General features: G+C 70.9%; 16 protein-coding genes, 1 tRNA gene and 1 other RNA gene. 11 read left to right on the top strand and 7 right to left on the bottom strand.

Annotated elements, in window-relative coordinates:
* Positions 1-149: 149 nt before the first annotated feature.
* Together BKH32_RS08125 and BKH32_RS08120 are read right to left on the bottom strand one after the other, a co-directional pair.
* Entirely contained in the window at positions 150-1,229 is a 1,080-nt protein-coding gene (locus tag BKH32_RS08125) for an aspartate-semialdehyde dehydrogenase (protein ID WP_075249467.1), read from the bottom strand.
* Complete coding sequence (locus BKH32_RS08120) at positions 1,226-2,707, bottom strand: aspartate kinase (RefSeq protein ID WP_075249466.1); 1,482 nt, start codon at positions 2,705-2,707, stop codon at positions 1,226-1,228. The genes BKH32_RS08125 and BKH32_RS08120 overlap by 4 nt, the downstream gene beginning before the upstream one ends.
* 351 nt (positions 2,708-3,058) lie before the next feature.
* Here BKH32_RS08120 and BKH32_RS08115 point away from each other — a divergent pair, with 351 nt between their 5' ends.
* The 3 genes from BKH32_RS08115 to BKH32_RS08105 all read left to right on the top strand — a co-directional run bounded on the left by BKH32_RS08115 (position 3,059) and on the right by BKH32_RS08105 (position 6,659).
* Positions 3,059-4,483: an ATP-binding protein gene (locus BKH32_RS08115; RefSeq protein WP_075249465.1), complete on the top strand. Its 1,425-nt coding sequence runs from the start codon at positions 3,059-3,061 to the stop codon at positions 4,481-4,483.
* A gap of 143 nt (positions 4,484-4,626) precedes the next feature.
* A complete protein-coding gene (locus tag BKH32_RS08110; RefSeq protein WP_075249464.1) occupies positions 4,627-5,571 on the top strand; it encodes an ABC transporter ATP-binding protein in 945 nt (314 codons plus the stop codon).
* Positions 5,568-6,659, top strand: coding sequence for an ABC transporter permease (locus BKH32_RS08105; RefSeq protein WP_075249463.1), 1,092 nt, complete (start codon positions 5,568-5,570; stop codon positions 6,657-6,659). Before BKH32_RS08110 ends, BKH32_RS08105 begins: the two co-directional genes overlap by 4 nt.
* A 91-nt stretch (positions 6,660-6,750) precedes the next feature.
* Here BKH32_RS08105 and recR read toward each other — a convergent pair whose 3' ends face one another.
* From recR to ffs, 3 genes are all read right to left on the bottom strand, one after another.
* On the bottom strand, positions 6,751-7,359 hold the full coding sequence (recR, locus tag BKH32_RS08100; protein ID WP_075249462.1) for a recombination mediator RecR: 609 nt from the start codon (positions 7,357-7,359) through the stop codon (positions 6,751-6,753).
* 1 nt (position 7,360) lies between these two features.
* Complete coding sequence (locus BKH32_RS14450; protein WP_075249461.1) at positions 7,361-11,077, bottom strand: DNA polymerase III subunit gamma and tau; 3,717 nt, start codon at positions 11,075-11,077, stop codon at positions 7,361-7,363.
* A 239-nt stretch (positions 11,078-11,316) separates the two neighbouring features.
* An RNA gene (gene ffs, locus BKH32_RS08090) (signal recognition particle sRNA small type) lies at positions 11,317-11,411 on the bottom strand.
* Between the two features lie 269 nt (positions 11,412-11,680).
* Between ffs and BKH32_RS08085 the strand changes: the two genes are divergently transcribed.
* The 4 genes from BKH32_RS08085 to BKH32_RS08070 all read left to right on the top strand — a co-directional run bounded on the left by BKH32_RS08085 (position 11,681) and on the right by BKH32_RS08070 (position 14,151).
* Positions 11,681-11,768: transfer RNA gene (locus tag BKH32_RS08085), tRNA-Ser, on the top strand.
* Positions 11,769-11,888: 120 nt separating this feature from the next.
* Positions 11,889-12,500 (top strand): septum formation family protein, encoded by a 612-nt coding sequence (locus BKH32_RS08080; RefSeq protein WP_075249460.1) that lies wholly within the window; start codon positions 11,889-11,891, stop codon positions 12,498-12,500.
* A gap of 248 nt (positions 12,501-12,748) precedes the next feature.
* Complete coding sequence (locus tag BKH32_RS08075; RefSeq protein ID WP_075249459.1) at positions 12,749-13,222, top strand: septum formation family protein; 474 nt, start codon at positions 12,749-12,751, stop codon at positions 13,220-13,222.
* A gap of 218 nt (positions 13,223-13,440) precedes the next feature.
* Positions 13,441-14,151 carry a TetR/AcrR family transcriptional regulator gene (locus tag BKH32_RS08070; RefSeq protein WP_075249458.1) on the top strand — a complete coding sequence of 237 codons (711 nt, stop codon included), beginning with the start codon at positions 13,441-13,443 and terminating at the stop codon, positions 14,149-14,151.
* Between the two features lie 68 nt (positions 14,152-14,219).
* Here the strand turns inward: BKH32_RS08070 and BKH32_RS08065 are convergent, their stop codons facing one another.
* Positions 14,220-15,284 (bottom strand): hypothetical protein, encoded by a 1,065-nt coding sequence (locus BKH32_RS08065; RefSeq protein WP_075249457.1) that lies wholly within the window; start codon positions 15,282-15,284, stop codon positions 14,220-14,222.
* 370 nt (positions 15,285-15,654) lie between these two features.
* Between BKH32_RS08065 and BKH32_RS08060 the strand changes: the two genes are divergently transcribed.
* Both BKH32_RS08060 and BKH32_RS08055 read left to right on the top strand, forming a co-directional pair.
* Entirely contained in the window at positions 15,655-15,993 is a 339-nt protein-coding gene (locus BKH32_RS08060) for a hypothetical protein (protein WP_003788121.1), read from the top strand.
* Positions 15,994-16,148: 155 nt separating this feature from the next.
* Positions 16,149-16,724: a LytR C-terminal domain-containing protein gene (locus tag BKH32_RS08055; RefSeq protein ID WP_081376750.1), complete on the top strand. Its 576-nt coding sequence runs from the start codon at positions 16,149-16,151 to the stop codon at positions 16,722-16,724.
* Positions 16,725-17,386: 662 nt separating this feature from the next.
* Here BKH32_RS08055 and BKH32_RS08050 read toward each other — a convergent pair.
* Positions 17,387-18,820, bottom strand: coding sequence for a uracil-xanthine permease family protein (locus tag BKH32_RS08050; RefSeq protein ID WP_075249455.1), 1,434 nt, complete (start codon positions 18,818-18,820; stop codon positions 17,387-17,389).
* Positions 18,821-19,050: 230 nt separating this feature from the next.
* Between BKH32_RS08050 and BKH32_RS08045 the strand changes: the two genes are divergently transcribed.
* Positions 19,051-19,434 carry a DUF4190 domain-containing protein gene (locus BKH32_RS08045; RefSeq protein WP_075249601.1) on the top strand — a complete coding sequence of 128 codons (384 nt, stop codon included), beginning with the start codon at positions 19,051-19,053 and terminating at the stop codon, positions 19,432-19,434.
* Positions 19,435-19,480: 46 nt separating this feature from the next.
* Positions 19,481-20,218 (top strand): glutamine amidotransferase-related protein, encoded by a 738-nt coding sequence (locus tag BKH32_RS08040; protein ID WP_075249454.1) that lies wholly within the window; start codon positions 19,481-19,483, stop codon positions 20,216-20,218.
* Positions 20,219-20,273: the final 55 nt, after the last annotated feature.

Below are 20,273 nucleotides of genomic sequence, written 5' to 3'. Positions count from 1 at the left end.
CCTCTGATGGACGGGACTCTACACCGGGCTCCTGGGACGATCGGCGGTCGCGCTGACCACGCAGACACCGAGCCGGGCATTTCTCGCGTAGCCCTACAGAATTTCTGTTGGGGGCCGCGAAAAATGCCCGGCTCGGCGAAAGAGAAAAGTCAGTCCCTCAGCTCGGCGGCGACCAGCTCGGCCAGCTCGACGGCGTTGAGGGCCGCACCCTTGCGCAGGTTGTCCCCCACGGCGAAGAACTGCAGGCCGTGGCCCGGCGCGAAGGCCTGGTCGGCGCGAAGGCGCCCCACGAAGGTGCCGTCACGGCCGGCACCCTTGAGGGGGCTGGGCACGTCCTGGTAGGTGACGCCGGGCGCCGCCTCCAGCAGCTCGCGGGCCCGCTCGACGCTGATCTCGCGCTCGAACTCGGCGTTGATGCTGAGCCCGTGGCCGGAGAACACCGGGATGCGCACGCAGGTGCCGGAGACCAGCAGGTCCGGGATCCCCAGGATCTTGCGGGACTCGTTGCGCAGCTTCTGCTCCTCGTCGGTCTCACCGGAGCCGTCACCGGCGTCGCCGCCGGCCCAGGCCACGGCGTTGAAGGCAATGGTGTCGACGTAGACCTCCGGCGCGGGGAACTCGACGGCCCGCCCGTCCAGGGCCAGGCCCTCCATGTCCTCGTTCACGACGGCGCGCACCTGCCCGGCCAGCTCGGCCACCCCGGCCCGCCCCGAGCCGGAGACGGCCTGGTAGGTGGAGACGATGAGGCGGATGAGCCCGGCCTCCTCGTGCAGCACCTTGAGGGCGGGCATGGCCGCCATGGTGGTGCAGTTGGGGTTGGCGATGATGCCCTTGGGGCGCTCGCGCAGCGCGTGCGGGTTGACCTCGCTGACCACGAGCGGCACCTCGGGGTCCTTGCGCCAGGCCGAGGAGTTGTCGACGACGACGGCCCCGGCCGCCGCGAAGCGGGGGGCGTGCTCGCGCGAGGCCGCGCCCCCGGCGGAGAAGATGGCGACGTCGACGCCGCTCAGGTCCGCGGTGGCGACGTCCTCGACCTCGACCTGGGCGCCGCGGAAGTCCACGACGGTCCCGGCGCTGCGGGCCGAGGAGAAGAAGCGCACCGAGCGGGCGGGGAAGTCGCGCTCGGCCAGCATGGCGCGCATGACGCGGCCGACCTGGCCGGTGGCCCCCATGACGGCGACGCAGACGCCGTCGGCCACTCCGGTGTAGGTGTTCACAGGATTGCTCATCGTCCAGTCCCTCCGTAGACGACCGCCTCGGCGGCCTGGGCGTCGAGGCCGAAGGCGGAGTGGACGGCGCGCACGGCCTCGTCGAGTACGGCGTCGTCGACCACCACCGAGATGCGGATCTCGGAGGTGGAGATCATGTGGATGTTGACCCCGGCCTCGCTCAGAGAGCCGAACAGGCGCGCCGAGACCCCCGGGTTGGAGCGCATGCCGGCCCCCACCAGGGACAGGATGCCGATGTCGGGGTTGAAGTGCAGGCTTCGGAAGCCCAGCTCCTCGCGGGCGGCCTCGAGGGCCTCGCGGGCGGTGGCGGAGTCGCCGTCGGGGCAGGTGAAGGAGATGTTGGTCAGACCGGTTCCCTCAGCGGAGACGTCCTGGACGATCATGTCGATGTTGGCGTCGGTGCCGGCCACGATCGCGAAGATGCGGGCGGCGGCGCCGGGGACGTCGGGCACGCCCACGAGCGTGATCTTGTCCTGGCTGCGGTCGTGGGCGATTCCGGAGATGACGGGGGCTTCCACGTGGTCCTCCTTGGCGGTCGGGCGGGGGCGGGCCTGGGCCCGTGCGGCGATGGCATTGCGGTGCGCGGTGTCGACGACGCTGGCCGAGGGCCCGTCGTCGAGCCCGGCGGGGTCTGAGGGCGAGGCCGGGGCTGCCGGGCTCGCGCCACTCGGGGCGCTGTCAGTGTCGGCGGCGACGACATCGTCGAGCTGGGTGGCCACGACCGAGGGCACGAAGGCGCCCTTGCGGCGGCCGTCGTAGATCCAGGTCCCGGTCCGGTCGGAGAAGGAGGAGCGCACGTGCAGCGGCACCCCGAAGCGGCGGGCGTACTCCACGGCGCGCAGGTGGAGGATCTTGGCGCCGTGGGCGGCCAGCTCCAGGGTCTCCTCGCTGGAGAGGGACTCGATGCGCTTGGCGGTGGGGACGATGCGGGGGTCGGCGGTGAACAGGCCGTCGACGTCGGTGTAGATCTCGCAGACGTCGGCGTTGAGGGCGGCGGCCAGGGCGACCGCGGTCGTGTCGGAGCCGCCGCGTCCCAGGGTGGTGGTGTCCTCGACCTCGTTGATGCCCTGGAATCCGGCGACGATGGCGACCGACCCGGTCTGGATGGAGCGGGCCACGCGCTCGGGCAGCACGCCGACGATGGAGGCCCTGCCGTACTTGGAGTCGGTGAGGACGCCGGCCTGGGCGCCGGTGTAGGCGCGCGCCGGGACGCCGAGCTCGGAGACGGCCATGGCGAGCAGGGCCACGGAGATGCGCTCACCGGCGGACAGCAGGATGTCCATCTCGCGGGCGGGGGCGTCGGTGGTCAGGGCGGCGGCCTGGTCGAGGAGCTCGTCGGTCGTGTCCCCCATCGCGGAGACGACGACAACGACCGTGTTGCCGGCCTGCCGGGTGGCGACGATGCGCCGGGCGACCCGCCGCATCGCGTCGACGTCGCTGACGGACGAGCCGCCGTACTTCTGGACGACCAGTGCCATATGGCGCTCCTCGAGTCCTGGAATCAGTGCGTGTCTAGCATCAGGTGCTCCGCGCCGGCGCGGGCGTCCTGGCAGGGGCTTCCGGGGATGGAGCCGTCGCCGTGCGGCGCCCACGACGACGTGGCTGGGGCAAGCATACGGTGCGCCGTGTTGCCTGCACATCACGCGGCCCCAGCGCCCAGCCCGCGGCGCACAGCTCCCGGCGCACAGCTCCCGGCGCACACTTCGACCAAATCTTCATAAATGACCCGGAGCCGCGTCGTTTCTGAAGTTTTGGTCGAAGTGAGGCGGTCCCGAGCCTCAACCACTCGCACCTACTCTTACGTACTCTAAAACTGTTAGAGTAGACCCATGGGCCACGACGACATCGATGCGCTACTCAACCTCCCCATCAACGAGCGCGGCGAACGACTGGCTCAGATGTCGGAGAACCAGTGGTTCGAGCGCAAATCCATCCGCGTCGATCAGAAGAGCTTCGCCAAGGCCATCATCGGAATGGCGAACGCGGAAGGAGGAACCGTCGTCGTCGGCTTGAGCGAGCAGCGGGTCGAGGGGACCGACTCCACCCCCTCTCAAACCAACAGGCTTCGCCAGGTACCGATGACCATGGTGGCCCCACCACTGCGCGTCCACTTCCGGGAGGTCTCGGTGATGAACGACGATGGCGCGCAAGACCATCTTCTCGTCGCCCAGGTACCTCCCAGCCGACACGCACACCGGCGCAGTGACGGAACAGCCTTCCTGCGCATGGGCGACTCCACCGTGAAGCTTGACGGCCCGATGTGGGAAGAGCTCGTCTACGACCGGGAGGCCGAGACGTATGAGGCCCAGCCCGCCGGCATCACGATGGCCGACCTGAGCGGAGAGGCGATCGATCGACTACGAGCGGAGATCGGCGCACACGGAGACGACATCCACGTCTTATGCAGCCGCAGCCTCCTGACACATGACGGCAGGCCCACCATCGCCGCGCTCCTGCTCTTCGGCACTGCTCCCGAGCAGCTTCTGCCGCAGGCACTGGTGCGCGTCCTACGCTACCGAGAGGACGAGACAGGCACCGGAGCGCGCCAAACCATGGAGGCCGACGGCGATCGACGTCTCGAGGGCACCATCCCAGACGTCATCGCCAGAGCGGCCGAGCTCATCGACCAGTGGGCCCCCAAGCGCAGGGCCCTGAAGAACGAGGGGATCTTCGGCCCCACGGACATCATCCCCCGGGACGCCTGGCTGGAGGCCGTGGTGAACGCCGTTGTCCACCGCTCTTACTCGATGGCCGGGGACCACATCCGCGTCTCGATCTTCCCGCACCGCATCGAGGTTTCCAGCCCGGGCCGTTTTCCCGGGATGAGCGATCCGAGTCGCCCGCTCGAGATCGCGCGATACGCACGCAACCCGCGCATCGCGAGGGTGTGCGCGGACCTCGGGATCACGCAGGAGCTCGGCGAGGGCATTCGGCGCATGGTTGACGACATGCGCCAAGCCGGTCTCGCTGACCCTCACTATCGTCAGACCTCAACCAGCGTCATCGTGAGGCTGGATGCGACGTCGGCCATCTCGAGCGACGTCATTGAGAGACTGCCTCACGGCTCACTCGAGGTCGTCGCGCTCCTGCGAAGCACCGGACCATTGGGCACGGGGGAGATCGTGTCGGGCGTCAACGCATCCCGCCCTACGGTCCTGCGGTGGCTCAAGACACTGCGCGAAGAGGGGCTGGTGGAGCGAAGAGGGCAGTCACCGCGAGACCCGCGAGCCACGTGGTACGTACCCAGTAGCTGATCCTCCGGTCCGCAGCTCCCGGCGCACACTTCGACCAAAACTTCAGAAACGACGCGGCTCCGGGTCGTTTCTGAAGTTTTGGTCGAAGTGAGGCGGTCCCGAGTTCCGCCCGCCGGCCCCGGCCGACGACGTAACCTACCCGCATGAGCATTGAAGTCTCCCAGCTCACCCGTTTCTTCGGGCAGGCTCCGGCGGTGCGCCAGCTGGACATGTCGGTGCCCGGTGGCGCCGTCACCGGCCTGGTCGGCCCCAACGGCGCAGGCAAGACCACGCTGCTGCTCATGCTGGCGGCCCTCCTGGCCCCGGACTCCGGGACGATCCGGGTGGCAGGCCTGGACCCGGTCACCCAGTCGCGCGAGGTCCACCGCGCCGTGGGCTGGATGCCCGACGCCTTCGGCACCTGGGACTCCCTGACCTGCACCGAGATCCTCCTGACCTTCGCCGCTGCCCAGGGCATGGATGCCGCCGCCGCCCGCCCCCGAGCCCTTGAGATGCTCGCTCTAGTCCACCTCGACGAGATGGCGCGCACGCCCGCCCGGGTCCTCTCCCGCGGCCAGAAGCAGCGCCTGGGTCTGGCCCGCGCCCTCATCCACGCCCCCAAGGTCCTGCTCCTGGACGAGCCGGCCGCACGCATGGACCCGCGCTCGCGCGCCGACCTGCGCGTCCTGCTGCGCAACCTGGCCTCTGGCGGCACCACGATCCTGCTCTCCAGCCACATCCTGACGGAGATGGAGGAGATGGTCGACGGCGTCGTCTTCATGTCCCACGGGACCGCCGTCGCCTCGCCGCCGGGGTGGGGCCCGACGCCCGGCCAGGCGGGCTCGGGCGCGGCAGCCCCGCTTCCGATACAGCGGACCTGGCGGATGCGGGCCCTGGACGCCGGGCGTCTGGGCCAGTGGGCGCACTCCGCGCAACTGAGCGTCACGGCGGAGGAGGACGGCGCTGTGCGCCTCCCGGTCGCCGACGACGCAGCAGCGGCCAGCCTGCTGCGCGAGGCCGTTGAGGCCGGGGTGGAGGTCGTCTCCTTCGCCCCGCTGTCCGGAACCCTGGAGGAGACCTACCTGGCTCTGGAAGGAGAACGCCGATGACCTGGACCGGTGTGCGCACCATCATGGTGCTCGAGCTGCGTCAGCGGGTGAGGGCCACGCGCTGGCGCATCATGCTGGGGATCTGGCTGGCGGTCCTCATCCTGCTGTGCGGCGGGCTGGTGATCGCCATCGAGACCACGAGCTCCGGAGGCGTGTCCAACGACTATCTTCTGGCGCTCTACGACATCGTCGTCTGCTTCGTGCTGGGGATCGGGCTCATCGTCGCCCCCACGCTGTCGGCGACCTCCATCAACGGTGACCGGGCCGACGCGACTCTGGCGCTGCTGCAGGCCACGGCGCTGCGCAGCCAGGAGATCGTCGTCGGCAAGCTGCTGGCGGCCTGGGTGGCGGCGATCGCCTTCCTGGCTGTGGCGGTGCCCTTCCTCGTTCTTCTGACGCTCGGGGGCGGCTCGCACTGGCTGGCGTTCCTCTCCCACCTGGTCATCCTCGTCTTCACGCTGGGGGCGGTGTGCGCCATCGGTCTGGGCTTCTCGGCGTTGGCGGCTCGCCCCTCGGCCTCGGCGGTCCTGACCTACCTCGTGGTGGCTGCCCTGACTGTGGGGACTCCCCTGGCCACGCTCATCTCCACCTCCGTGGTGACCGGCACCCAGACAGTGGAGGAATACTACGTGGATCATGACGCCTCAACCGATGACAAGATCGTGTGCGACCCCGAGCCTGTGATCTCGACCAAGGTCGTCACGCGCACCGAGCGGATCTGGTGGATGCTGGCCCCCAACCCCTTCGTGGCCCTGGGGGACGCCACCGTCCACGCGCCGCAGCAACCGGCTTCGGTCGACACCAACGGCGACGCGGCCTCCCTCCTGACCCTGACCGGGGTGGGCGTTGACAGCATGCGAAACCCGCAACCCGAACGGGTTGTCGAGGGCTACTGCAAAAACCTGAGGGGCTCCCATGGCGGCTCCTCCAGCAGCCGCGACGACGGGGGCCCCGTGGCCAAGCATCTGGTCTTCTGGCCCGCGAGCCTGGTGGCGCTCGTGGCCCTGGGGGCCGGCGGCGTGGTGACGGCCAGCAGGCGCCTGCATGTGCCGGCCGGCAGGCTGCCGCGCGGCGTGCGCCTGGCCTGACCCTCCACCCTTACCGAGCCGGGCATTTTTCGCGTAGCCCGACAGAATTTCTGTTGGGGGCCGCGAAAGATGCCCGGCTCGGCGCAGAGAATCAGTCCTCGACGCGGCGTCGGCCCTCGAAGGCCCGCCCGAGGGTGACCTCGTCGGCGTACTCCAGGTCCGCCCCCACGGGCAGGCCGGAGGCGAGCCGGGAGACGGGCACGGCCATGGTGCGCAGCATGCGGGTGAGGTAGGCGGCCGTCGCCTCGCCGACGACGTCGGGGTCAGTGGCCAGGATGACCTCCTCCACCTCGCCGTCCCCCAGGCGCCCGAAGAGCTCGCATACGCGCAGGTCGTCGGGGCCGACACCGTTGATGGGGTCGATGGCGCCGCCGAGCACGTGGTAGAGCCCCCGGTACTCGCGGGTGCGCTCGATCGCGACGACGTCCTTGGGCTCCTCGACGACGCAGATGACGCGCTGGTCGCGGCGGGGGTCGCGACAGATGGCGCACCGGGGGGCCTCGGCGATGTTGCCGCAGGTCTCGCAGAAGCGGACCTTGGCCTTGACGGCGCGCAGGGCCTCGATGAGGCGCTCGACGGCGGCCGAGTCGGCGGCCAGGACGTGGAAGGCCATGCGCTGGGCGGACTTGGGGCCGATGCCGGGCAGCTCGCCAAACTCGTCGATGAGGTCCTGGACGGCGCCTTCGTAGACGGCGGGCATGTCAGCGTCCTTCCTGGGTCACGGTGACCTCTTCGATGACCTGGGCGCCGAGGATCCGTTTGACGACCTCGAGCCCGACGACGCCGGCGTCCTCGGCGTCAGGGTCGTCCTCGCTGGGGGTGTCGTCGGCCAGGGAGTCGGTGTCGGCCTCCTGGGTGGCGGCGCGGGCCGCGGCCATGGCGGCACCCAGGCGCGAGCCGGCGATGCCCGACGGCGCCCAGGTGGACTCGTCCTCGGGTGGGGCGCTCGAGGCGCCGGGCTCCTCGGGGGGTGGGCCCGGGCTGATGGGGCTCGATGGCGTCCCTTCCCAGGTGACGGGGGCCAGACCGGGGGATCCGGCGGTGGTCTCCGGGGCGTCGGGCGCCCCGGGAGCACTGCCGACCCCGGGCGCCTGCGGGGACGGGGAGGAGGGCGTCTGCTGGAAGGACTGGGGGGCCGCCGGAGCGGACGCGGCCCCGCCGGGAATCTCCGGCAGGGCGCGCAGACGGTGGACGGTGGCCAGGGGCGCCTCGTCGAGCGCCTGCGCGGCGGGGGCGGAGCGGGACTGGGCGGGTGAGGCTGAGGCCGCCGGCGCCGGTGTCGGGGCCGGATCGCACTGGGGACCGGCGGGCGCGGGGGACGCAGGCGCTCCCGCCCCTGCCCCTGAGGAGGGCGCGGCCCCGGGCGGTGGGGACGAGGGCGCGGAGGCTGGCGCCGACTGGGCGGGCACGGTTCCGCCGCCGGGGACGGCGACCGGTCCCCAGCCGTCGTCCGGGTCGGTGCCGCCGGAGGCGGGGGCGGGCGCTGAGGTCGGGGCGGGCCCGCCGCCGGGGATCGCGACGGGTCCCCAGCCGTCGTCGGGATCGGTGGGGCTCGCGGGAGCCGGAGATGTCTGCGACGCCGTGGGGGCGGCGGACGCCGGGGACGTGGAGGCGGAGGAGGAGGAGGTGACCGGGGATGCCGGGGAGACTGCCTGGAACTCGGTGGGGGCGGCGGAGTGCCCAGCGGGGTCTGTGGGCTGAGCGAGGCCAGTGGGCTCGTCGGCACTGAGGGACCCACCGAGGTACCCGGAGTCCTCGGCGTAGGGATCGGCTCCCCAGTCCTCCTCGGGCGGGGGCTCGATGATCGGCGAGCCGTCGTCCCAGGTGGTGGAGACGGGCCGGTGCTCCTCGGGGCGGCCGGCCGGCTCGACGTCGGTGGGCTGCACCGGAGCAGCAGCGGGCGACCGGGGGTCGGGAGCGGATTCTGCGACTGACGCACCGGTGGAGCCGTGCGGCCCCGCACCTGCGACGCCGGGGCCGGAGCTGCCGGCACCACTGCCGACGCCGGGGACCGCAGCCTCGACCGGGCCCCGGCCGCCGGCGTGCGTCCCGACGCCGTTGACGCCCTCCGCCCCGCCGCTGGCGGCCGATCCCGCCGAGTCGAAGGCGCCGGCCTGTGGTCCGGGGCCGCTCGGTCCTGCGCCGGGGGCGCCACCGCCGTAGGAACCCTGCGGCCCGCCGTGGCCGACGCCGTGGCCGGCGGTGTGCGCCGCCTCGGCTCTGGTGGGGGCAGCTCCGGAGCCGCCCGGGCCTTGCGGTCCGCGCGGGCCTCCCGAGCCGCCGGAGCCGCCCGGGCCTTGCGGTCCGCGCGGGCCTCCCGAGCCGCCGGAGCCGCCCGGGCCTTGCGGTCCGCGCGGGCCTCCCGAGCCGCCGGGGCCGCCGGGCCCGTCGTCGCCGGCGACGATGGCGTGCACCTCGAGGCGCAGGCCGAGGGCCTGGTGGAGGGCCGCGGAGAAGATGGGGCCGTGCCCACCGTTCTCGAAGGCGCCCACGAGGCCGGGGGCGGCGAACAGGAGCGTGAAGACGCCCCCGGAGACGGTGCCCGGCCGGGAGTTGGGGCCCACCAGCGCCCAGGTGGCGCGCCGCGAGCGCTTGGCCGCCTCGAGAACCTCCTCCCAGCGGGTGCGGATCATCTCCGCGTCGGCCGCCTCACCCCCGCCCGAGCCGACGGCGCCGCCTCCTTGGGCGACGGGTGCTGAGGGCGCGGCAGGGGCCGCTCCCCAACCGGCACGTCCCTGGCCATCGGGTGCTGGTGGCGCGCTCGGGGCGGCCGGGGCGCTGGCCGGCTCGGCTGCGTGTGAGGGCTGTTCGGCCGGTCGCGGGGTCGGCGCCACTGCGGCCGAGGGTGCGGAGGGACCCGGCGAGGCGGAGGCGGCCGACGCCGCCCAGGCGGCGGGGCCCGGGCTTGAGGCGCCGTCATGCGGGCCGTCCCAGCTGACGGCGGGGCCGGCTTGGGGGGCCGGTGCGGTCGGCGTCGGGCCTGCGGCGGGCGTCGAGGGGGCGGCCGGGGCCGCTCCCCAACCAGCGTCGTCGGAGCGGGGTGTCTGAGGGGCGGCAGGCGCCGGGCTCCCGACTCCCCCGGGTCTCCCGGCGCTCTCGGGCCGCTGGCCTCCGCGCCGTCCAGCGGCCTCCGCGGAGGCCTGGCGGGCGATCTGGGCGGCCGTCTCGCGTCCGGAGCCGGTCGGCACGGCACCGGCGGTGTTGCCGACCGCGCCGGCGCCTGCGCCACCGGGGGCTGGCGACGCCGTCGGCCCCGCCCTCCCAGCCCGCCCGGCCGGGCCCCCCGCGGCTACAGCACCGCCGGCCCTGGCGGCGCCGCCGGCGGGGATGAGCAGGCGGGCCACGAGCAGCTCGAGCTGGAGGCGCGGGGAGGTGGCGCCGACCATGGCGGTCAGGGCCTGGGCGGTGGTGTCGGCGGCCCGCGAGAGGGCAGCGGCCCCCATGGTGCGGGCCTGCAGGTCCATGCGCTCGAGCTCATCGACCGGTAGGGAGCCCAGCGCCGCACCGGCCTCGGAGCCGGCCAGGGCGATGACGAGCAGGTCGCGCAGCCGGGCCAGCAGGTCCTCGACGAAGCGGCGGGGGTCGTGCCCGGAGGAGACGACCCGGTCGACCACCCGGAAGACGCCGGCGCCGTCGGAGGCCGCGATGGCGTCGACGCACTGGTCGAGCATGGTGGTGTCGGTGTAGCCCAGCAGGGCGACGGCCCGCTGGTAGTCGACGCCGCCGTCGTGCGCCCCGCCGATGAGCTGGTCCATGACCGAGAGGGTGTCGCGCACGGAGCCGCCGCCGGCGCGCACCACGAGGGGGAAGACGCCGGGGCCGATCTCGACGCCCTCGGCCCGGCACAGGTGGCCGAGGTAGCCCTCGAGGACGTCGGGCGGGACGAGGCGGAAGGGGTAGTGGTGGGTGCGCGAGCGGATGGTGCCGATGACCTTCTCCGGCTCGGTGGTGGCGAAGATGAACTTCACGTGCGCGGGCGGCTCCTCGACGAGCTTGAGCAGTGCGTTGAAGCCCTGCGCGGTGACCATGTGGGCCTCGTCGAGGATGAAGATCTTGTAGCGGTCGCGGGCCGGGGCGAAGGCGGCGCGCTCGCGCAGGTCGCGGGCGTCGTCGACGCCGTTGTGGCTGGCGGCGTCGATCTCGACGACGTCGAGGCTGCCGGGGCCGCCGGTGGCCAGGTCCCGGCAGGAGGGGCAGGTGCCGCAGGGGGTGTCGGTGGGGGCCTGGGCGCAGTTGAGGCAGCGGGCCAAAATGCGCGCCGACGTCGTCTTGCCGCAGCCGCGCGGGCCGGAGAAGAGGTAGGCGTGGGTGACGCGGTCGGCCCGCAGCGCCGCCATGAGCGGAGCGGTGACGTGGTCCTGCCCGATGACCTCCTGGAAGGCGTCGGGGCGGTAGCGGCGGTACAGAGCGGTGGTCACGGCCCGAGCCTAATCGGCCGGGCCGACACCGTGCGAGGCTCCGGGCGGGTCGGGTTCCGTCAGGCACGATGGGCGGGCCGGCGCGTCGCCGGCTGGAGGAACGGAGGAACCATGCCCGTCACCGAGGCTCTTGCCTCCCGCAACGCCGCCTACTCCACCGAGGTCCTCTCCCGGGGCGGCCTGGCGGCCAAGGGCCCGCGGAAGGTCGCCGTCGGGAGTTGATCATCGCTGCCCGGCCACGTGAGGACCCCTCGCGCACCCGCCAGAGCCTGCTTACCCTTGCTACCTTCCGGTCCTGGGGGATTCACTGGATGACGCCGCACGAGGGGCCGAGCGAGAGACTACCCGATCCGGCCCCCGGTTGCGAACCGTCCGCATGCGGCTCCGCCGCGCCCGCCCCGCCCCTGAGCTCGAGGACGCACCGTAGGGTCCGAGGACGGTCCCGGGAGATGCGCCCTGAAGGTCTACGGTGCGTCCTGGCGGGATCGACGCCACGAAACCCGCCTCGCGTGACAGATCCCACCGCCCCGGGCTGGCCCCGGGGATGGGCGGTCCGATATATTCCTCTCTCGTTGCACGTGGTTGTCGCCGCGTGGAGCGCCTGGAGGATTCGCCTAGTGGCCTATGGCGCACGCTTGGAAAGCGTGTTGGGTGCAAGCCCTCGGGGGTTCGAATCCCCCATCCTCCGCCACCGCCCCGGAATCCTTGTGATTCCGGGGTTTTTCTGTACTCTCCTCCGCGGCCCGCAACAAGCGCCAGATCGGGTTTCCTCCCCATCGACGCGGCCTCCCGCTCCTGCCACGATGGCCCCATGCGCACGAAAGCCTCATCCCTCATCGCCCTGCCAACCGCGCTCCTTCTCGCCGTGAGCCTCAGCGCCTGCGACGAAGAGGCGGTGAGCACTCCCTCCACTGGCCCCTCCTCCTCGGCCAAGGCCGACCCCTCAGGCTCCCCCCAGGGCAAGGATTCCCGGGGCTCCGACGGCGGCTCCTCGGCCACCCCTGAGGCCGATGCCTCCGCCGGCTCCAGTGCCGGGACGGAGGGCGGCGCCAAGACCGTGGACGTCCACGACCTCAAGACCGGCAACTGCGTCTCCGAGCTGGTCGACGAGCCCAAGAACGGCGAAACGAGCGCTACGAGCGCGAAGCTCGTCGACTGCTCCGCCCCCCATCAGTACGAGGTGGTCGGAACGGGGAAGTCCACGGCCTCCACCTACACCGAGGCGAACACCCCGGAGAAGATCACCGCCGTCTGCGCTCCGGTGCTGGAGAGCTACGTCGGTTCCGCCTCCAAGGCCAAGAAGTATCAAGTGGCGGCCCTCGCCCCCTTGAGGTCCTCCTGGGACCAGGGGGACCGCTCGTTGGTCTGCTTCGCCCAGAACCGGGACAACACACCATTGAATAATTCCGTCAAGAACTCCTAGTCTGTCCCCATCGAGCAGGACGGCCGCACACGGGCGGACCACTGATGGAGAAGGACCACTTCTCCCTTCCCACGCCTCGCGAACACCGTCCCGCCTCCCACTCCGGCCGGGTGGCGACTCTCCGTTTCTCCGTCTCATGTCGCCACCCGGTCCTTATCCCGGATTTTTTCAGCCGCCTCTCCGGCCACGGCCAGGAGCATGCAGAAAACCGGCACAATCCGGCCATCCCGACTGTTACGGTTCGAGCCATGCGCACCCGGACCACGCTTCTCACCCTCCCCGTCGCCGCAGCTGTCGCCATGGGACTGACCTCCTGCGGCATGCTCTCCTCGGACACCACCACTGCCACCAAGGACCTCGAGGTCGGGCAGTGCTACAACACCGTGAGCAAGGACTCCGGCGGGGAGAACGCGATCGGCGAGGTCACCGTGGTCGACTGCTCCAAGGCGCACACCTACGAGGTCATCGCCCAGACCACCTTCGGGGACGACATCAAGGAGCTCCCCAACGAACGCGCGGTCAAGTCCTTGGGCCAGGGCTTCTGCCTGGGCGAGGACTTCACCAAGTACGTCGGGATCGAGTCCAGCCAGTCCAGCTACCAGGTCGAGTACCTCACGCCCGGTGAGGGCACCTGGGCCCAGGGCGACCGCAAGATCAGCTGCGTCGTCGCCCAGGGGGACAAGTCCCAGGTCAAGGGCTCGGCCAAGAACTCCAAGAAGTAGCTCCCGCCCCCTCAGGAACCGCCGCCCCGATGCCGAAGCGCACCCCGGAGCTCTGAACAATACTGAATATCGCGTCGACAGCCTTCCCTAAAATGAGGGCGGCTGTCACACTTTCCCGGGATCGCCGAACCCGATCAAGCGCCGCGTTCCTCCGGAACTACTTGAGTCGGCCGGGCGGCGGCCATCACATGCAGCCGGGGCGCCCGTAACCTCCTGGAGTGACCAGTGATGCTCTTCACGCGCCGCAGCCCGGCGCCCCGCTCGACGACGAGCCACCCGAGCGCCGCCCTGGCCGCGCGCGCCGTCGAGGCCCCAGACGTCGCCCCGGCGATGGCGGCGGCAGCCGACCGTCCTCCACCCAGGAAGCGATCCTGACCGCCGCGCGCGAGTCCTTCCTGACCCAGGGCTATGAGGGCACGACCATTCGGGCGGTGGCCCGCACAGCCGGCGTGGACCCGGCACTCGTGTCCTACTACTTCGGCTCCAAGGGGGACCTGTTCGGGGCGGCAGTCAACCTGCGTGCGCGGGCGAGCCAGGAGATCGCCACCGCCATCGGCGGGGATCTCCTCTCGGCCGGTCCCCGCCTGGTGCGCCTGTCGCTGACGGCCTGGGACGACGACGCCGGCGGCGCGACCTTCCGCACCCTGCTGCAATGGATGGCCGCCGACATCCACAGCCCGGAGGCGATCCAGAACTACGCCACCGAGCAGATCGCGACGCCGATGGCCGAGGCCCTCGAGCAGTCGGGTCTGTCGAGTACCTTGGCGCGCGAACGGGCCGCCCTGGTCGGTTCCCAGCTGGTGGGGCTGGCCATGATCCGCTACGTGCTGCGCCTGGAGCCCATCGCCGGCGCGAGCATCGACCACCTCGTGGAGGTCGTAGGACCGACGATCCAACACTACCTCACCGGTCCGCTGCAGCCCGCCTGAGCCAGGTTCGCCCCGGTGACACGTCACCGGGGCGAACAGAGGCGTACCGGGAATGCCCCGGGTTCGGGTCAGAAGGTCTCGTAGCGCGCGGAGCTGAGGAAGACGCCGTGACCGGTCTCGGTGTTGCGGCAGGTCATGCCGTTCTCCTCGGAGCTGCACACCCAGGAGCCGAAGGTGACGGACTGACCGTACTCCACCACCTGGGGCGAGGAACCGCCACCGCGGAAGGCCTCATCGAGTGAGAAGGCGCCCTCGCTACGGCCGGCGAGCTGCGGAGTCCCACCGGAGCTGAGGTCGAACCACCACTTGGGCGAGCCCGACTCATCCTTGCCGAAGGTGCCGTTGGAGCGGTAGGACAGCACGCCGCAGCCCGCGTGGTGGGCGGACAGGTCGCAGCCGATGTTGCCCGACGGCGACACGATCATGGCGGTCTTCTCCGAGACGAGGTTGTCCGGGACGAAGGACGTGGCCTGGCTGGGCTGCTCGCCGGCGGGGGCGGCCGGCTCAGCGGGCGTCTGCGCAGGAGCACCCTTGTCGGCGGGCTTGCCGGTCTGGGCGTCGGTGGGCTTGTCAGCCGGCTTGTTGGTCTGGACGTCGGCGGGCTTGTCAGCCGGCTTGTCGGCCGGCGCCTGCTCCGAGGGCTTCTGAGTCTCGGGTGCCGCGGAGTGCGGCGCCTGAGTGGCTCCGGCGTAGGACCTGCCGGTGTCGTCCGTCTTCCCCTGAGCCTGCGGGGCCTTGGAGGCACCACCGTTCTGCTGGCCCGGAACCTCCGTCTTGCCGGGGGCCGCCGTCTTGGCTGCGCCGCTCCCGCTGGCGGCGGGACGGGGCTCGTTGGCCCGCGGGCTCGCGGGGCGGGACTGGGAGCCGGAGGGCTGCGACGCGGAGGAGTCGGCGGGGCCCTTGCCGGTAGGACTGGGGATACGAGGAGAGGCGTGCCCCGCCTTCTGCCCGGAGGTCGCCTCGGCACTGGCCGTCGACTGCACCTTCGCAGATGACGATGAGCCCGTGGTGCCCTGCTGATTGGCGTTGGAGGCACCACCGGACTGGCAACCGGCCAGAAGCATGGCGGTCGAGGTGAGAACAACAAGGGACACGGGAATGGTGAAGCCGCTTCGGCGGACCGCGATGGTCATGACTGCGGCATCCTTTCGGTCGAGGTCGGTGCAGCGAACACGGTACTAGAGCCCGGGAGAAGAGAGGAACAGTCCGAAGGTCAGGCGTCGCGCCGATTTCCGGCATCAGACATCCCACCTTCCCGGTAAACCACCAGATATCGCAGTGATAACGCCAATCACAGAGAGGTGACGAAATCGCCGTCCTGTCGGCCACATTCCGACTAGTGAGACAGATAACGGAAGGGACTCCCCTCCTCGGAAGGGCCGGACAGGTCGAACCCGGCGGACCGGGACCCCGGGCGGACTCGGTGTTGTCGATGTTGTCGATGTTGGACGGCCCACGGCTCCCCCATGCACCTTCGGCCGCTTCATTCACTAGGATGTTGCCGTGATCTTCAAGGCAGTACGCGAGAGGCCCCCCTACCCCGACCACGGGGTCACCACTCAGCGCGACTGGGCCGTCATCGCACCTCGACAAATCCGCCTGGCCGATCTCACCACCACCCGCGCGACTCTCGATCTGCGCAGCCTCCTGGATGACGACTCCACCTTCTACGGCGACCTGTTCGCCCATGTCGTCTCCTTCAAGGGGGACCTCTACCTGGAGACCGGACTGCACCGGGCTCTGCGCGCCGCCCTGCAGGGGCGCACCGCGATCCACGCCCGCATCCTGGAGGTCACGGAGGAGGGGGTGCCGCGGCTCGCCCCGGCACCGCCGAGCGCCTGACCCTCACCGGCTCGCCCACCGACCCGCCCGGCACCGCCGCCCACGGCTCGGGCCCGTGTCACATCGCCCCCACCACCACCCGATGAGCGCCGTCGTCCATTACTCTGGATCACGTGAGTAGTCCCGCAGATCCGCGCACCGAGTACCGGCGGCACATGCAGCACCGTCAGGCCACTGTCATCGGCACCATCCTGGCCGTCATGGTGGTCGCGGTCGCCGTGAGCCTCCTGGTATCGCTGGGCATCCTGCCCGCCTACAACCCGGGCTTCTCGCAGCCCAAGAGCACGGCGACCTACGTGCCCCAGCCTTGCCCACCCAGCGGCGCCAAGACCGTCGACGTCACCGCGATCGAGAAGATCAACGTCTACAACGGCTCGGAAACGGTGGGGCTGGCCGCCACGGTGCAGCAGGAGCTGGAGGAGGCGGGCCTGACCGTCACCTCGGCGAATGACTGGCCCGGAGGCATCTACAGCGGCGAGGTCCAGATCATGGCCTCCAAGGGCGGCCTGATCAACGCCTACTCCCTGGCCCAGATCTTCCCCAAGTCCACGGTGCAGCTCGACAACAGTCTGTCCGACAACGACACCACGGTCTCGGTGGTCCTGGGCAAGGAGTACCTGCAGAACGCGCTGAAGTCGGACGAGATCAAGCTTCTCGGCGCAGGCAAGCCCATCACCGCCCCCAGCGACTGCGTCCCGGTGGACAAGGCCGCCACGAAGAAGCCCAGCTGATCCGGGGTCGCCCAGTCCGGGCGGGAGCGTCCCGACGACGGCTCCTTGCCCCGATCGAGGACGTACTTCTTCGACGAGGACTGCGTTGTCCCCCAGACGACTGGGGCCTGACCTCAGTCATCTGTAGGAGAAGTACGTTCTGGACGGGAAACGCAGTTCCCGATTCCGAGCGTCATTGCGTCTGAGACGCCGGCTCGGGTGCGGTTCCAGGATGGGGCGGTTCTGCTGGATGCGACAGCGAGCCAATAAAGAGGTTTGGCGGGCCAGCGGTGTGGACACCGAGCCGTGGGACTGACTGACTCTGCGGGGTCATGGCGGCGGAGCCCGGCACCCTCACCCCGGGGCCGGCCGTGCTCTCCCTTGCACGGACCTCTTCGGGCTCCTGCGCAGGGGCCCGGAGGTCACGGTTCAACGCAAGCTCCGGCCCCCTCCCGCCCCGAGCCGACCAATGTGCACGAGGGTGGGGCTGAGCTGGTCAGGGGTTGTGCGTACTGCACGAAGGCCCCACCTACGTGGAGTGCCCCGGCCCTCCCTCCAGTAGCACCCCACCCTCGTGCATTGCGTCCAGATGACGCAGGCAGCCACTCTTCCGCCCCTTCTCTCCGCAGCACCTACCGCCTGAGGGGAGCGAGGGGACTCAGTCGTGGCTGTCACCGGCGCCCTCAAGCGCCATCGGTGCTCGACGACGTCGGAGCCTCCGCCGCCGACGCGGCCGAGGGGGCGTGGGCGGCGCGGCTGGAGTAGGCCGGGCCCTCCAACTCGGTGCCGGCGGGGGCCGAGGCCGGGGAGGCCTGCTCCAGGTTGGTGCCGCGCAGCTTCGAGATCCAGCGCATGGCGTGGTAGACGCCGATGGCGGCGGCCGAGCCCAGGGCGATGCCCTTGAAGGTCATGTCCCCCCAGACCAGGGTGTAGTCGGCGATGGCCACCACCATGGACACGGCCGCCGTGTTGAGGTTGACCGGGTCGGAGAAGTCCACGCGGTTCTGCACCCAGATGCGCACCCCCAGCATGCCGATCATTCCGTAGAGGACCGTGGCGGCCCCGCCCAGAACGCCGGCCGGGATCGTGGCGATGATCTGGCCGAACTTCGGCAGGAGGGACAGGCCCAGGGCGCTGAGCGCCGCCACCACGTAGGCGGCGGTGGAGTAGACGCGGGTGGCGGCCATGACGCCGATGTTCTCCGCGTAGGTGGTGGTGCCCGAGCCGCCGCCGGTGCCGGCGAGCATGGTGGACAGTCCGTCGGCGAACAGGGCGCGGCCGGTGACGTCGTCGAGGTCCTCCCCGGTCATGGCCGAGACGGACTTGACGTGGCCGATGTTCTCAGCGATCAGGACGAGCACCACGGGGACGAACAGGCCCAGGTAGCGCACGTCGAAGGCCGGAGCCTGGAAGTCGGGCAGCCCCAGGACAGGGGCCTTGGCGACGGCGTCGAAGTTGACCTCCCCGCGCAGCACCGCGGTGGCGTAGCCGATGAGCACGCCGATGAGGATCGCCAGGCGCCCGATGATGCCCTTGAACAGCACCGTGATGACCAGGATCGAGACGATCGTGACGACCGCGGTCACCGGTCCCTTCGTGACATTCCCCCAGGCCGCAGGAGCCAGGTTGAAGCCGATGAGGGACACGATCGCGCCGGTGACGATCGGCGGCATGAGATGGTCGATCCAGGCGGACCCGACCAGGTGGACGATGACGCCCACCACCAGCAGGCACAGCCCCACCGAGATGATCCCGCCCTGCGCCAGGGCGGCCTTGTGGGGGTCGAGGGGGACGCCGCTGTCACGTGTATAGCCGGTCACGGCTCCGATGGGGGCGAGGAGCGCGAAGGAGGAGCCCAGGTAGCTGGGCAGACGCCCGGAGGTGATGCCCAGGAACAGCAGGGTGCCCACGCCGGTGAAGAACAGCGTCGTCGCCGGGTCGAAGCCGGTCAGCAGCGGCACCAGGAAGGTGGCGCCGAACATGGCGACGACGTGCTGGACACCGATGCCGATGGTGCGCGGCCAGGTGAGGCGCTCACCGGGGGCGACGACCTCACCCGGAGCGATGGACCGGCCATCGCCGTGCAGGCGCCAGCCACGAGAGGGAGAAGAGGACACGAGTGAACTCCTGCCTGAGCAATGAGGGGAATGACTGTGTCCCGTGGGAAATCCACTCGCGGGAGACCCGCGGGACGCTCGGCAGGACCCGGCAGAGCCTGCCGGGACTTCAGCATAGCCCCTGCTCGGGAGGCACGCGGACCGGGCTCCTCGCAGGTACCCGGCGGGCAGCGCCCGATTCGTCCGCGGGAAGGATGCCGCCCCGGGCACCGGCGGTGCATGATGTGGTCATGAGCACCGTCGGGACCTCCACGCCAGGACAGGGCGCGCCGCGCTTCTCGCCGAGCTCGGAGCGGTACGTCGACGGGCTCCCTGCCGGATTCGTCTTCCCCGGCACCGAGAACCTCGACCCGGCAGAGGTCTTCTCCGGCCCCGGCTACACCGCACCCCGCCCCCGCAGCGACTCCGGGGCGACGGCCGCCCTGGTGTGCGGGCTGCTCAGCTTCATCCCTCTCGTCGGCGTCGCCGCGATCATCCTGGGCATCAGCGCGCTGCGGCGCCTGCACCACAGCTATGACTCCGGTGAGGGACTGGCCTGGCTGGGGCTCATTCTGGGAGGCGTCTCCGTGGTCCTGTGGCCCTGCCTCCTCATTCTCGTGCTGTTCGTGGGCTAGGGGCCGGACGGCCACACCGGGCCAACCGGTCCCCTACAGTGGTCCCGTGAAGCCTTTCATCATGGTGACCACGCGCCCCGAGCACGAGGCGGCGCAGGACGAGTACGAGTCTTTCCTGGCTCAGAGCGGTCTGTCGCGAGACGACCTGCAGCACATCGCCCTGGAGGAGGTCGACTTCCTCGACTCCTTCACCGCGGCCGATGTCTCCGGGGTGCTCATCGGGGCCAGCCCCTACAACGCGGACACGCCGGCAGCGGAGAAGACCCGCAGTCAGCTCAATGTCGAGGAGCAGATCCGTGAGCTGCTCGGGGTGATTCTCAAAGAGGGCATCCCCCTCCTGGCCACCGGCGTCGCGCTCCAGGTGCTGGCCGCCTACCTGGGCACCGGGACGCAGGAGGAGTTCGGTGAGGAGCTGGGCGCCGTCGACCTGTTCCTGACGGCGGAGGGCCGCGAGGATCCGGTCCTGGAGGGGCTCCCCCAGGCGGTCACGGTCTTCGCCGGCCACTACGAGGGCGTCGGAGAGGTGCCCGCGCACGCGACCCTGCTGGCGAGCTCGCCGGACTGCCCGGTCCAGATGCTGCGCGTAGGCAGGAACGTCTATGCCTGCCAGTTCAACCCCGAGCTCGACGCCGTCCAGTTCGAGCGGCGCGTCAGCATCTACGACGAGGCCGGTTACGGTGACCCGGACATGAGCGAGGACATCCTCACTCAGGCCCGGTCCTCCGAGACACACGACGCCGGACAGATCATCCGTAACTTCATCTCGCACTTCACACGCAGCTGAGCTGCCGCTCCTTGGGGCCGTAAGCCCAGAAAGGACTCGGGGGTACAGGCGCAGC

The organism is Actinomyces oris, from assembly GCF_001929375.1.
GTDB lineage: Bacteria > Actinomycetota > Actinomycetes > Actinomycetales > Actinomycetaceae > Actinomyces > Actinomyces oris_B.
This window is presented reverse-complemented; position numbering and strand designations above follow the sequence as displayed.